Origin of the sequence: Dietzia timorensis, from assembly GCF_020742175.1 — a bacterium.
GTDB lineage: Bacteria > Actinomycetota > Actinomycetes > Mycobacteriales > Mycobacteriaceae > Dietzia > Dietzia timorensis_A.
Window position 1 is genome coordinate 1 of sequence record NZ_DYXM01000230.1, and the last position, 12,841, is coordinate 12,841.

Below are 12,841 nucleotides of genomic sequence, written 5' to 3' on the forward strand. Positions count from 1 at the left end.
CGGCGACGAGGGGATGTGTGATGACGTTTGGTTCCACGCAGCCAAGTTTCGCACGCCGACGCCCATTTGAGGATTTATTTCGTGGCGGGGAACCTGATCGCCCCCGGGCGACGTCGTGTGGGGTGACGCCGAATCCGCGGCGTTGAGACCATCAAGCCGCACGCGCCCTGCGCGCGAGGCTCAACCTGGGAGGTTCCTCGGTGCTCGAACACACTGGCCCGGACCCGGCACCCGCCGGAGACTCCTCGCCCTTGCCGGGATCCGCGCCGCGCTCCTTCACGCCCGCCCAGGCCTCGGGGACCACCGCGGTGGATCCGAGGGAACTCGAACGCGTGGGGGCGGAATTAGAGAATGCCTCCGCCTTGGTGAGCGATGGGCTCGCCGCATACGAGTCGATCCCCATGGACGTGCTCGCGGTTGCTCTAGGCCCAGTGGGAGGCGAGTTTCTCGCGGCGTTCGATGCCGCGACGACCCGGCACAGGCAATTGCTCGCCCACACCGGCCGCTGCGTCGGCGCGGCCGGCCAACTGTGCAGGGCCTGCGCGAACGCGTTCGAGGGTGTGGACGATTCCGCTGCGGGCTCCCTCAACGCGGCGGACGCCACAGGAGCCGGGGAGATGAAGGTATGAGCACGCTCGCCGCTCCCCTGGGAGCTCTCGCCGGCCCCCTTGTAGAGGCTCAACAGCTTCTCGGCGCGGTCGATGCCGTCGCGCCTCTGGCATCCCAGGTCATGCCGGGTGTCGGTTCAACGATCGATGCGGCAGTCGAGGTGCTGCCCGCGGCGATCAACTTCACCGAGGTCGCCTGGGAGGGCGCGGCTTCTCTCGGCGCACAGGAATCGCTGGCCACCGCCGCGACCACGCTCACCGAGCTCGGCACTTCGGGCATAGAGATCGGCACGCTTACGTCAGTCGCCGCGCAGATTGTCATTCGCGGCGCTATCGAGGTCGCCGGCATTGCGCAACGTTGCGCCACGCAGGCAGTCGTTCTCATGCCCGGTGCCCTCACCCCGGCCGGGCAGGTTGCGATTCTCGGTGTGGTTTCTGAGGCGATCTCGGCGGCGCTCGTCGTCGTGCAACGCGTCAAGGAAGAGCTTGCAGGCCCGACGGCACGTATGTGGGGTATCGCGGCGGAATTAGGCACCGCCCCGCGGGCGATGCTTCCAGGTATGGCGAACGCCTCCGCGCCCACTGTCACGGCGTCCGGAGAAGGCCCAGGTGGAGGCGCAAGCGTCGGAATGGGGGCGGGAGCGACCGGCAATATGGACTCGTCGGCTAATTCGTCGGATGAAGGCGATTCTGGGTCGGTCGACGGAGCGTCCGTGACTCTGCCTTCCGGCGCTGAGGTCGAAGCCCCGAACGAGCAGGCCGCGCAGGCAGTGTCGTCTGCGTTGAGTCAGCAGGGTGTTCCGTATTCCTGGGGCGGCACTACGCCCGGCGTCGGATTCGACTGCAGCGGCCTTATGCAATGGGCGTACGGCGAGGCCGGCGTCGAGATCCCGCGGGTGGCCATCGACCAGACCGTCGGTGACCAGGTGAGCCAGGACGAGCTCCTGCCCGGGGACCTGGCGGTGTGGGACGGACACGTCGCCATGTACATAGGTGACGGCCAAATCGTCGAAGCCGGGGATCCGGTGAGCGTCTCCTCGGTGCGCACGGACAATATCGGTATGCAGTTCCTCGGTTTCTACCGCCCGACGAGCGAGTAGCCGGTGGAAACCAAGGAGCAGCAGAGTCTCACCGCCGAATCGGCCGGCACGCGGAATTTCGATTACGAATGCGCGATCTCGGGGATTCAGCTCACGCTCGGACCCGACTGCGTTCCGCTCGAGCTCCACGTGCCGCCCGAGGTATTCGGGCGCCGCGCAGAGGATCTTTCTCGAATCCTGGTCTCCGCGTTCTCCGACGCATCGGCGGCCTGCCAGCATCATCTCGGCGCTCTGTCGAGTAATTCCGAGGAAGTCAACGATTCCGCCGATGATGCCGGATGGTTGGATGCCGGCGAGGACCCGATCGAAGCCCCCTCGGGGCGCCTCGACGTGGAGGAATGCCTCAGCCGACTCCACACCGTTGCCAATTGCCTGACCCGCTCACATCACGAATTATTGACCAGCACCACGATGGGCGCCGATCCTTCGAACCTCGTGCAAACGACTGCGAACTCATCGGGAACGGTCACCGCCATGACGCTGTCGCCACTTCTCGCTTCCGAGGGGATCGCCGTGGCGGAGAGGGCCATCGTCTCCGCCGCGGCAAAGGCGATTTCCGCAGCCAATGACTCTCGTGCGTCGGTCATCGAAGATGCGCTCGGGGCTGTTCTGGTGAACTCCTTGGCGCGGAAGTGGAATTGACCCGCCACCGCTGCGGGACATCGCCGGGACCATGACGATAAGGTGTATCCCATGGCTTCGGACATCGTTCCCATTTTTCTCGGTCTCCCCTCTGGAGACATCACTACGCTGTGGGCGCCGGAATGGCGTGAAGACGGCGAGACCTGGGAAGCGTTCCTGGGCGACGAAGACGATCTTTTCGGCTTCTCCAGTACTGCCGATCTCGTCGCCTTCGTGCGCTCCGGCAAGCAGCACGACCTCGACGACCACCCGTCGTGGGACACCGCTGCACAGGGCGACGCATTGTCGTTCGAAGCGGACGACGACCACAGCTTCGACCTCGTCGGGGTTGCCGAACTACTGAGCAACAAGCCCACGGAGTCGAGTGTCGACGAGATCGACGAGTCGTTCTCCATCGCGCGGTCGATCGGCGAGGTCTGCGAACTCAGCACTGTCACCAAATTCTTCGACGGCAATCCCATTCTTGCGCGTGTCACCGGCGGCTACGACAACTTCGCCGACCGCGAGGGACTCAAGGACTGGAAGCAGATACGCAAGATCGTCTCGAAGCATTGGGACGACGTGCTCGACGCGATCGACGACATCCTCACTTCGCCCCAGGTGGATGCCGAGGCCTCACGCAAGGCTGCCGCGGAGCTCAAGGAAGCCTCCGAGGCTCGTGAGGAAAAAGAAAAGGAGCGCAAGGAAAAGGCTGCGGCCCTGATCGATTCGGATTACCCATCGGATTCGGTATGGGTCAAGGCCGGCATCGACCCGGTCCGCATCGTTCTCCCCGAAGGCGACTACATCACGCTCCGTTGTTACCTCGGCGAACGCCCGGTGTTCCTCGGCGACAGCGACTCGGTCTTCGCGTTTCCCAATTCGCGGGCGCTCGGACGCTACCTCGCCGACAACGACGACGAGACCCTTTCCCGGGTCGAAACCTACGAACTCATCAAGGCCGCCGCGGTCGATGGCTCGCTCGACGTCATTGTTACCGGAGCCAACACCTACGTGCTCGACGGACTCTCCCAGGACATCCTCGTCGGCCCGGCCGAGGTCGACGCCGACCAGCTCGATCTCGCGGTCGAGCTCGTCCTCGACCTGTCGACGTACCTTTCGGACGAAGGGCTCGCCGGACCGGTGAGAAAGGGTGGCCCACTGCGGCGATACGTCAATTTCGTACTATCCCCGAACGACACCACGCTGCTCGAACCAGAGGGGCCGTTCGATGAGGAATTTGCGGACTGGCGCGACCTCGTCGACAATATTGACGACGTGCTCACAACCCCCGACGCCGAGTGAGTAATCCCACATCTTGATATATCGATTTCCATAACGCCCCCGGAGTTGCGGCAAAGCTGCAGTTCCGGGGGCGTCTCATTGGATAAAAATACGTATTCAGCAAGGGTCTCCTAAGCCTTTTTAGGCGCTCTTAATGACCCTGAAAAGTGGCCCCCAACTGTGTGTATTACGCCGCTGAGGACTATGGTTTGCATATACCTACATCGCTGCCACTTTGTGTGCGCGGTGAAGGGGGACGCGAGTCTATGAAAGTTCTTAGAACTGCTTCTCGCCCGCCCCAACACCGCTTGAGATAACGGAGGCGCCACAACCCCATGACAAGTCAGGCTCAAGCTCACCCGCCGCAGGCGCGTGACAGAAAGCTCTCCATTTACAAGGGCGATCCGGGGATGTGGTCCTGGGTTCTGCACCGCATCACTGGTGTCGCGCTCTTCTTCTATCTCTTCGTGCACGTGCTCGATACATCGATGGTCACCGTCAGCCCGGAGACGTACAACTCCATCATCGACACCTACAAGTCACCGATTGTCGGCCTGCTTGAGATCGGCCTGGTGGCCCTGCTCCTGTTCCACGCGTTCAACGGTGTGCGGATCATCCTCATCGACTTCTGGTCGAAGGGCGTGAAGTACCAGCGTCAGATGCTCTGGATCGCACTCGGCCTGTGGGTCGTCGTATTCGCAGGCTTCGCGTCCCGTCAGCTCTTCCTCCTCTTCTCGCACCTGTAAAGGAGAACGACAATCATGGCAGAAGCACCAGTTCTCCAGACGTCGTACGATCGCCCCGCATCGCTCGCGCAGCCGCGTTCCCCGCGTCTTCGCAACGGCGGGAACTTCGAACGCAACGCATGGCTGTTCATGCGCATTTCCGGCGCAGCTCTCGTCGTGCTCGTGATCGGCCACCTCACGATCGGTCTACTCATCGGAGATGGCGTCCACCGGATCGACTTCAACTACGTAGCTGAACGGTGGCAGACGCCGTTCTGGGGCACGTGGGACATTCTCATGCTCTGGCTCGCGCAGCTGCACGGCGCAAACGGCGTCCGCGTCGTCATTGCGGACTATGCACGCAAGGACTCCACGCGTTTCTGGCTCAACCTGCTGTTGGCCTTTGCGACCGTGCTCATCCTCGCACTCGGTACCTACGCGCTGTTCGGCATGGCCTACCACGTCTAAGACGCGGGCCCACTCCAGCCAGCAGCCACATAATTCATATTTTTGCGAAAGCGAGAAGTCTTCAGGCCATGACTGAACGTCCAGTACACAATCACCAGTACGACGTCGTAATCGTCGGCGCCGGCGGCGCGGGTATGCGTGCCGCGATCGAGGCGGGTCCGCGCGTGCGCACCGCAGTGCTCACCAAGCTCTACCCGACCCGCTCCCACACCGGCGCGGCGCAGGGCGGCATGTGTGCGGCCCTCGCCAATGTCGAGGAAGACAACTGGGAGTGGCACACCTTCGACACCGTCAAGGGTGGCGACTACCTTGTCGATCAGGATGCCGCGGAGATCATGGCGAAGGAAGCCATCACCGCCGTCATCGACCTCGAGAACATGGGCCTGCCGTTCAACCGCACGCCCGAGGGCAAGATCGACCAGCGCCGCTTCGGTGGCCACACGCGTGACCACGGCAAGGCTCCGGTGCGCCGCGCCTGCTACGCCGCGGACCGCACGGGCCACATGATTTTGCAGACGCTTTATCAGAACTGCGTCAAGCACGATGTGGAGTTCTTCAACGAGTTCTACGTCCTCGACGTGTGCATCACCCAGACCGAGGAAGGCCCCGTGGCAACGGGCGCCGTGGCATACGAACTGGCCACCGGCGACCTCCATGTGTTCCACTCGAAGGCCGTCGTCTTCGCCACCGGTGGTTCGGGTCGTATGTACAAGACCACCTCGAACGCCCACACCCTCACAGGTGACGGCATGGCCGTCGTCTTCCGCAAGGGCTTCCCGCTCGAGGACATGGAGTTCCACCAGTTCCACCCGACAGGGTTGGCCGGTCTCGGCATCCTTATTTCCGAGGCCGTCCGCGGCGAGGGAGGGATCCTCCGCAACTCCGAGGGCGAGCGCTTCATGGAGCGCTACGCCCCGACGATCAAGGACCTCGCTCCCCGCGATATCGTCGCCCGCTCCATGGTTCAGGAAGTGCGCGAGGGTCGCGGCGCAGGGCCGAACAAGGACTACGTCTACATCGACGTCACCCACCTCGGCGAGGACGTTCTCAACGAGAAACTTCCCGACATCACCGAGTTCTCCCGCACCTACCTCGGCGTCGACCCGGTCACCGAGCTCGTGCCGGTGTTCCCGACGTGTCACTACGTCATGGGTGGTATCCCCACCAACGTCACCGGCGAGGTTCTTCGCAATTCCGACGACGTCGTCCCCGGCATGTACGCCGCCGGCGAGTGCGCCTGCGTGTCCGTGCATGGTTCCAACCGTCTCGGCACCAACTCGCTTCTGGACATCAACGTCTTCGGCAAGCGCTCGGGCATCGCCGCCGCGGAATACGCGCGGACCCACGACTTCGTCGAGCTTCCCGAGACGCCGGAGAAGATGGTCGCCGACTGGCTCGACCAGATGCTCTCGGATCACGGCAACGAGAACGCTGCCAATATCCGCTTCGAGCTCCAGGCGATGATGGACGACAAGGCTTCGGTGTTCCGCACCGAGGAGACGCTCACTGATGCGCGCGACGAGATTCGCAAGCTCAAGAAGCGCTACAACCATGTGGTCGTCTCCGATAAGGGACGACGCTTCAACACCGAGCTGCTCGAGGCGATCGAGCTCGGCTTCCTGTTGGAGCTCGCCGAGGTCACCGTTATCGGCGCCCTCAATCGCGAGGAGTCGCGCGGCGGCCACGCCCGCGAGGACTTCCAAAAGCGTGACGACGAGAAGTTCATGAAGCACACCATGGCGACCAAGAAGGATGGACTCGACCTCCTGTCCGAGATCGAGCTCACGTGGAAGCCGGTCGTGCAGACCCGCTACGAGCCGATGGAGCGTAAGTACTAATGACCGCTACAGCTGAGAATCCAACCACCCAGTCTTCCTCGGACACCAACGCACCCGTGCCCGAGGGTTCGACGATGATCACGCTGCGGATCATGCGTTTCAACCCGGAGGACGAAACGAAGAACGGTTGGCAGGAGTTCTCGGTGCCGGCGCTGCCGACCGACCGCCTGCTCAACCTCCTCCTCTACACCAAGAACTACCTCGATGGTTCTCTCGCCTTCCGCCGCTCCTGCGCCCACGGCGTGTGCGGTTCGGACGCGATGCGCGTCAACGGCGTCAACCGCCTCGCCTGCAAGGTGCTGATGAAGGACATGCTGCCCAAGGACGGCTCCTCCATCACGATCACGGTTGAGCCGATCCGTGGCCTGCCGGTCGAGAAGGACCTCTATGTCGACATGGAGCCGTTCTTCAAGGCCTACCGCGACATCAAGCCGTACCTCATCACGAGTGGCAACCAGCCGACGAGCGAGCACATCCAGTCGGCGACCGACCGTGCGCGCTTCGACGACACCACCAAGTGCATCCTCTGCGCCTGCTGCACGACCAGCTGCCCGGTGTTCTGGAACGACGGCTCGTACTTCGGTCCCGCGGCGATCGTCAACGCGCACCGCTTCATCTTCGACTCCCGTGACGAAGGTGCTGCGGAGCGCCTCGAGATCCTCAACGACGCCGAGGGTGTGTGGCGCTGCCGCACGACCTTCAACTGCACCGATTCCTGCCCGCGTGGCATCCAGGTGACCCAGGCGATCCAGGAAGTCAAGCGCGCACTGCTGTTCGCACGGTAGTCGCTGCTCCCCTTCGCCCGAATCCGCAATCGCGGTATGACGGCGGACATGCCCGCCCGCAATGGAGGATCCTCTCCGCTGCGGGCGGGTTTCGCATTTCCGGCGGTCGCCTCCAGCGAGCACGCGTCCAGCGACTAATATATTTGGAATGCCATGCGTGACCGTCTTGAGAGGCGACGAGATCACCGACTACTCCGATGCCCGAGGTAATCGGATCATCGGGACGCCCGCCGTCGTCCAACCGCAGACCCAAGTGGTGTTCGGATCGGACAATTGCACCGTGAGGTTCGGCGAGGACGTCAATTGGATGACCCACATCTACTTCAACGACTCCGGCGGCACCGTCGAGGTCGACGATGGCGCGCAGTGTATCGGCCAGCTTGAACTCGGCCACGACTGCACCATACGTATCGGCAAGCGACTCAACGTGACCGGTATGTTCAGCGTGGTGACCGAGGACGGCTGCACGGTCGAGATCGGCGACAACTGCCTGTTCGCGGACAAGGCGACCATCCGGGCATACGACCATCACCCCATTTTCGATCTCGACACCAGGGAGCGGATCAACTTCGCCCGCGACGTGTCCATCGGCTCCGATGTCTGGCTCGGATACGGGGTCCAGCTCATGGGCGGCGCCCGTATCGGGCACGGTTCGGTGGTCGGAACGATGTCGATCGTCACCGCGTCGAAACCGATCGGCGACCACTGCCTCGCGGTGGGACAGCCGGCGACGGTCAAGCGCGAACGGATCGCGTGGGCCAAGAATGGGCGACCTCCGGCGTCACACATGGATCCCGGCGCGCATACCGCTTGCTAGAAATGCCCCACCCTGCGCCGACCGCGCTGTCTTCTCGGCATCTCACCCGTAGAAGCGGGGCCACTACCGCCGAGTCAGGTCCGAGGACTTAGGGTATTTCTCATGCCGATTCGCCCCACGCTCCGAACCCACCGGGCAATTGCGCTCTCCGCCGTCATGGGGCTGGGGGTTGCCACAGCGCCTGTTCTCGCCGCACCGGGCGCCGTCTCGCCGGCGTATGCGCAGGATGTTGGCGCCGATCCGATGGCGGAGCAGACGATCCAGCCGGGAGTGGCCGGACTCGACCCGTCGGTCGACATCACGAAGGCGCCGGAACCGCAGCCGCTGCCGACCGAGCCGAACTTCCAGTACTTCTCCACCCCGCGCGACCTCACGGGGTGCCCGTACACCCAGACTCCGCCGCCCCCCGTCGACGAGTCGGAGGTGCCACAGCCGGGCCAGCGCGTCCCGGAGGCGCCGCCGATACCGGACGAGCCTGCCGGCGGCGAGAAGCTCGGTGGCTGCGAGCCGGTCACCGAGCAGGATTTCGTCGTTCCCCCGGATATCACGGCGTCGGGCTGGATCGTCGCCGATGCTGAATCGCGCAAGGTACTGGCCACCCAGGACCCACACGGCCGCTACCGGCCCGCGTCGATCATCAAGACGTTGCTCGCCCTCGTCGTCCTCGACCACCTCGATCTCGACAAGGTCGTCACACTCACCGAAGAAGATCTCGAGGGCGCCGAGGGCACGCTCGTCGGGCTTGGCGCGGGCGGCGAATACTCGCTGCGCACAATCTTCTCCGGGTTGCTGCTCATCTCGGGCAACGACGCCGCGTACGCGCTCGCCAACCAGCTCGGCGGCGAGGAGCGCACGCTCGAGCTCATGCGCGAAAAGTGCGAGGAGATCGGCTGCACGGACACGAATCCGACATCCATTTCCGGGCTGGACAAGCCGGGAAACATGACCTCGGCCTACGACATGTCTCTGATGTTCTCCGCGGCGCTGAAGAACGACGTGTACCGCGACATCGTCACCACCGAGAGAATCGGCTTCCCCGGCTATCCCGCGGGACCCGCGGCGGCGCCGCCGGACCCGGAGAACCCTCCGGTGGACGAACCCGGCGCGACCGACGACGCCGGAAACGTCGACAACGGCGACGGGAGCGTGACCACCCCGGACGGGGATCTCGTACGCAAGGGCTTCGTCGTCTATAACGACAACCGCCTGCTTGAGGAATACCCGGGCACGATCGGCGGAAAAACCGGGTTCACCGACGACGCGCGTCAAACCTTCGTCGCCGGCGCCGAGCGCGATGGGCGCAAGCTCATCGTGGTCCTCATGGACGGCACGTCCACCCCTAAGACCAGTTTCGAGCAGGCGCAGGAGCTCCTCGACGCGGGCTTCGCCACCGACCCGGGCACCGACGGGGTCGGCGAACTTGTCGGCAGCTCCGACGATGCCGCGCGGGCAGCCGGAGCGCATGCCGACGGCACCCCCAAATCGCCCGGCTCCGACGACTCCGACGGGATACTTGCAACGATCTCCGACCGCGTCCCCGTCGTCGCGTGGTTCGGCATCGCCGCGCTACTCGCCGTGTGCCTTCTCTTCGTGCGCGCGGGGCGCAAGCGCTGACCGCGGCACGCCCCTGGCACAATCGGTAGCCGTGACGATCATCGCGGCAGCAGACGGTTCGGCCCTCGGCAATCCCGGCCCAGCGGGGTGGGGTTGGTACATCGACTCGGACAGGTGGGCGTGCGGCGGCTGGAAGCGCGGCACCAATAACCAGGGCGAGCTCGTCGCGGTGCTCGATCTCCTGCGCCAGACGCGCGGTCTCGGCGAGCCGTTGGAGATCCTCTGCGACTCGCAATACGTGATCAACTCGGTCACCAAGTGGATGCACGGCTGGAAGCGCAAGGGCTGGAAGAAGGCCGACGGCAAGCCGGTGCTCAACGTCGAGATCATGCGCGCGCTCGACGCGGAACTCGCCGCCGCGAAGTCAGCGGGCCGCGAGGTCACGTTCCGCTGGGTCAAAGGCCATGCGGGCCATGAGCTCAACGAGAAGGCCGACCGACTCGCCAACGGCGCCGCGCAGAAATACTCAAAGTGCTCGTCCCCCGAAGGTGGGCCCGGGATCCCCGGCGCCTCCGCCTTCGCGGGCGAGGGCCCCGACCCTGCGGATGCGGCGCGGGATTCGGGTATGACGCCGGACGCCGCCCCTCCCCGCGCCGCCACGCCCTCGGGTTCCTCAGCACGCGGCGCCTCCGCCGGTGCCGACGCGCCGAGCCTGTTCGATCTACCCTCCGGCGAAGAGTCAGCGCCCGCCGCCGCCTCCCCAGCGGCCACGGTAGGTCCGGCGGCCGCGGACGCGGTGTCCTCGGTGCGGAAGGCTCGCGCGGCCTGGCATTCGGGCGGCGGGGAGCCGTTCCATGCCGAATTCCGAAAGATCGGTGAGCCCGCTCTGCACGGCGAAGAGGCACACGCATGGGCCGCGGGACGCTCATGTGTCATGGTTTCGCGCGAAGACGGCGCGCTCGAGGTGTGGGTTCTCGACGGCAAGAAATGGGAGCTCGCGACGCTCGCCGCGGGCGCCTAAGCCCTTCTCCATTTTTCGCCTTACATGTTGGCCCGGATCGCTATCCTGGATTTATTTATCACACTTGTGATAAATTTCTGGCGTTCGCCGATCGCTCCCTTACTTTCGGGTTCACGCCACTTCCGAAGACGAAAGCATCCCCATGCCTGCCCGAGTCGACCCAGAAGAACGTCGAAAGCACGTCGTCGACGCTGCCTTCCGATGCGTCGTCGCCGAAGGATTCGAAGGCGCATCGCTTCGCAAGGTCGCGGCGGAAGCAGGCCTTAATATCGGCTCGGTACGACACTTTTTCCACGGCCACGGAGACCTGCTGGTCGCTGCCGCTACCGAGGCGGCCGATCGCATGGACTCCCGACTCGGCGCGATTTCGACCGAAGGTCTACGTCACGCGAATGATGCCGAAACAATCAAGAATCTTCGCTCACTGCTCGAGCAGGTGCTGCCCATGGACGCTGCACGCACGGACGAGGCGATTGTCGTCGTGGAGTTCGTCCTCGCCTCACGTTTGCATCCGAACTTGGCCGCGCTTTCGAGGAAGATGCACGACAGTCTCCACGCCGTTGTTGCCGATGCCTATACGGCTGCCGCCGTTCCGGGGCCCAATCGCGCCGCGCGACAAACCACGGCGTTGATCGGAGGGCTGACGATGGACGCGATCACCCCGCACGGCAGTATCGGTGCAGCAGACATCGCCGACACTCTCCAGTCTCACCTCGCGCTGCTCGTCGGCCGCAGAGCAATGCCATGAAAACGGGACCAGGCTGGCTGTTTGCACTGTTCTTCGCTGCATTCGTCGTCTATACCGACGACTATGTCATCGCCGGACTACTCCCGGAGATGGCCGCAGATCTCAATGTCACAACCGCCGGCGCCGGACAACTGGTTACGGTGTTCTCCCTCACGGTCGCCGTGGCCGCTCCACTTGCCGCCGTGTTGTTCGCAAACGTCCCTCGCCGAAGATTGTTCACCGGCGCGCTCGTCGTTTTCGCGCTCGCGAATCTTTGCGCGGCCGCCACGCCGTCGTACACAGTTCTGCTGGTTCTACGGGTATTCGCCGCATTGGCCGCAGCAAGCATAACCCCGGCCCTGTTCGCCTACGCAGCGGCGAATGCGCCTCCGGAACGAGTCGGGCGTTTTATCGCGGTCGTGGCGCTGGGAGTCACCGGCTCGATTGCCGCGGGCGTTCCCATCGGGACGTGGATCGGTGGGAGTGTCGGCTGGCGTGCGACGTTTGCAGCCATGGCGGTGACAGGACTGTGCGCACTGTTTACGCTGCTCGCCACACTTCCACGAGGCGGACTCGTGGAACCGGCGCCTACCCTCGGCGAGCAGCTCGGCACGCTCACCCGATTACCGATAGTCATGGGGCTGCTCGCGAACGCCGCGCTGATGACGGGGTCGATGATGCTTCTCACCTACCTCGCGCCGTATCTCACCGAAACCACCACGGGAGGAGTCAGCGAGCGGGCCGTGAGTTTCGCCATCGCCGGTCTCGCGGGCATCGCGGGGATCTGGCTCGGCGGACTCGCCTCAGATCGGTGGGGACCGGATCGCACGCTCATCGTCGGGATCGGCGTCTTCTTTCTCACCATGCTCGTTCTCTGGGCATTGTGGTTCGCGCGCCCGGCGCCGCTTCCACTCGTGCTTACATTCACCGCGATATGGGGAGGAATGGCGTTCTGGAACTCGCCCGCGATCCAGGCACGCCTGCACGCGCTCGCAGGACCGGTGGCGCCACAGGCATTGGCACTGAACACTTCGGGTACGTACCTCGGCGTCGCCGCCGGTGGCGCAGCCGGCGGCATATTTCTCGGCACTGTGGGTGTCGGAGCGCTCCCACCGGTCGCCGCGGGATTCGGAGTGCTAGCGCTCGGACTCATTGCCTTGGCCAGCCGGAGTGTGGCGCGTACCGCGAAATAGCAGAACGGGCGCGCCCCGTGTCCGGTGGCGCGCCCGTACTTTCTGGGCCGCGCTTAGTTTCCCTTGGCTGCGACGAGGCCGAGGCGCTCGTATGTCTGCG

General features: G+C 64.4%; 13 protein-coding genes. All 13 read left to right on the plus strand.

Translation table 11 applies throughout. The features are described from left to right. The first annotated feature begins 200 nt into the window (after window positions 1-200). A complete protein-coding gene (locus tag K8V11_RS12125) occupies window positions 201-629 on the plus strand; it encodes a type VII secretion target (protein WP_303914620.1) in 429 nt (142 codons plus the stop codon). Continuing rightward, window positions 626-1,708 (plus strand): C40 family peptidase, encoded by a 1,083-nt coding sequence (locus tag K8V11_RS12130; protein WP_303914623.1) that lies wholly within the window; start codon window positions 626-628, stop codon window positions 1,706-1,708. Before K8V11_RS12125 ends, K8V11_RS12130 begins: the two co-directional genes overlap by 4 nt. Window positions 1,709-1,711: 3 nt before the next feature. Beyond that, window positions 1,712-2,350 (plus strand): hypothetical protein, encoded by a 639-nt coding sequence (locus K8V11_RS12135; protein ID WP_303914625.1) that lies wholly within the window; start codon window positions 1,712-1,714, stop codon window positions 2,348-2,350. A 51-nt stretch (window positions 2,351-2,401) separates the two neighbouring features. Continuing rightward, entirely contained in the window at window positions 2,402-3,634 is a 1,233-nt protein-coding gene (locus K8V11_RS12140; protein ID WP_303914628.1) for a primosomal protein, read from the plus strand. A 314-nt stretch (window positions 3,635-3,948) separates the two neighbouring features. Beyond that, on the plus strand, window positions 3,949-4,359 hold the full coding sequence (gene sdhC / locus K8V11_RS12145) for a succinate dehydrogenase, cytochrome b556 subunit (protein ID WP_303914631.1): 411 nt from the start codon (window positions 3,949-3,951) through the stop codon (window positions 4,357-4,359). 15 nt (window positions 4,360-4,374) lie between these two features. Next, a complete protein-coding gene (locus K8V11_RS12150; RefSeq protein WP_303914634.1) occupies window positions 4,375-4,806 on the plus strand; it encodes a succinate dehydrogenase hydrophobic membrane anchor subunit in 432 nt (143 codons plus the stop codon). Window positions 4,807-4,874: 68 nt separating this feature from the next. Continuing rightward, window positions 4,875-6,644 carry a succinate dehydrogenase flavoprotein subunit gene (gene sdhA / locus K8V11_RS12155; protein ID WP_303914637.1) on the plus strand — a complete coding sequence of 590 codons (1,770 nt, stop codon included), beginning with the start codon at window positions 4,875-4,877 and terminating at the stop codon, window positions 6,642-6,644. Further along, window positions 6,644-7,429: a succinate dehydrogenase iron-sulfur subunit gene (locus K8V11_RS12160; protein WP_303914640.1), complete on the plus strand. Its 786-nt coding sequence runs from the start codon at window positions 6,644-6,646 to the stop codon at window positions 7,427-7,429. Before sdhA ends, K8V11_RS12160 begins: the two co-directional genes overlap by 1 nt. Window positions 7,430-7,586: 157 nt before the next feature. After that, complete coding sequence (locus K8V11_RS12165; protein WP_303914643.1) at window positions 7,587-8,246, plus strand: acyltransferase; 660 nt, start codon at window positions 7,587-7,589, stop codon at window positions 8,244-8,246. Window positions 8,247-8,348: 102 nt separating this feature from the next. Then, on the plus strand, window positions 8,349-9,860 hold the full coding sequence (locus tag K8V11_RS12170) for a serine hydrolase (RefSeq protein WP_303914646.1): 1,512 nt from the start codon (window positions 8,349-8,351) through the stop codon (window positions 9,858-9,860). A gap of 31 nt (window positions 9,861-9,891) precedes the next feature. Continuing rightward, complete coding sequence (locus tag K8V11_RS12175; protein WP_303914649.1) at window positions 9,892-10,821, plus strand: ribonuclease H; 930 nt, start codon at window positions 9,892-9,894, stop codon at window positions 10,819-10,821. 142 nt (window positions 10,822-10,963) lie between these two features. Next, window positions 10,964-11,569: a TetR/AcrR family transcriptional regulator gene (locus K8V11_RS12180; RefSeq protein ID WP_303914653.1), complete on the plus strand. Its 606-nt coding sequence runs from the start codon at window positions 10,964-10,966 to the stop codon at window positions 11,567-11,569. Further along, window positions 11,566-12,741, plus strand: coding sequence for an MFS transporter (locus tag K8V11_RS12185; RefSeq protein ID WP_303914656.1), 1,176 nt, complete (start codon window positions 11,566-11,568; stop codon window positions 12,739-12,741). The genes K8V11_RS12180 and K8V11_RS12185 overlap by 4 nt, the downstream gene beginning before the upstream one ends. Window positions 12,742-12,841 lie beyond the last annotated feature (100 nt).

Bases quoted from the DNA above. Each gene is read 5' to 3' on its own strand.
- K8V11_RS12130 (WP_303914623.1), top strand. From the start codon at position 626: ATGAGCACGCTCGCCGCTCCCCTGGGAGCTCTCGCCGGCCCCCTTGTA.
- K8V11_RS12140 (WP_303914628.1), top strand. From the start codon at position 2,402: ATGGCTTCGGACATCGTTCCCATTTTTCTCGGTCTCCCCTCTGGAGAC.
- sdhC (WP_303914631.1), top strand. From the start codon at position 3,949: ATGACAAGTCAGGCTCAAGCTCACCCGCCGCAGGCGCGTGACAGAAAG.
- K8V11_RS12150 (WP_303914634.1), top strand. From the start codon at position 4,375: ATGGCAGAAGCACCAGTTCTCCAGACGTCGTACGATCGCCCCGCATCG.
- sdhA (WP_303914637.1), top strand. From the start codon at position 4,875: ATGACTGAACGTCCAGTACACAATCACCAGTACGACGTCGTAATCGTC.
- K8V11_RS12160 (WP_303914640.1), top strand. From the start codon at position 6,644: ATGACCGCTACAGCTGAGAATCCAACCACCCAGTCTTCCTCGGACACC.
- K8V11_RS12170 (WP_303914646.1), top strand. From the start codon at position 8,349: ATGCCGATTCGCCCCACGCTCCGAACCCACCGGGCAATTGCGCTCTCC.
- K8V11_RS12180 (WP_303914653.1), top strand. From the start codon at position 10,964: ATGCCTGCCCGAGTCGACCCAGAAGAACGTCGAAAGCACGTCGTCGAC.
- K8V11_RS12185 (WP_303914656.1), top strand. From the start codon at position 11,566: ATGAAAACGGGACCAGGCTGGCTGTTTGCACTGTTCTTCGCTGCATTC.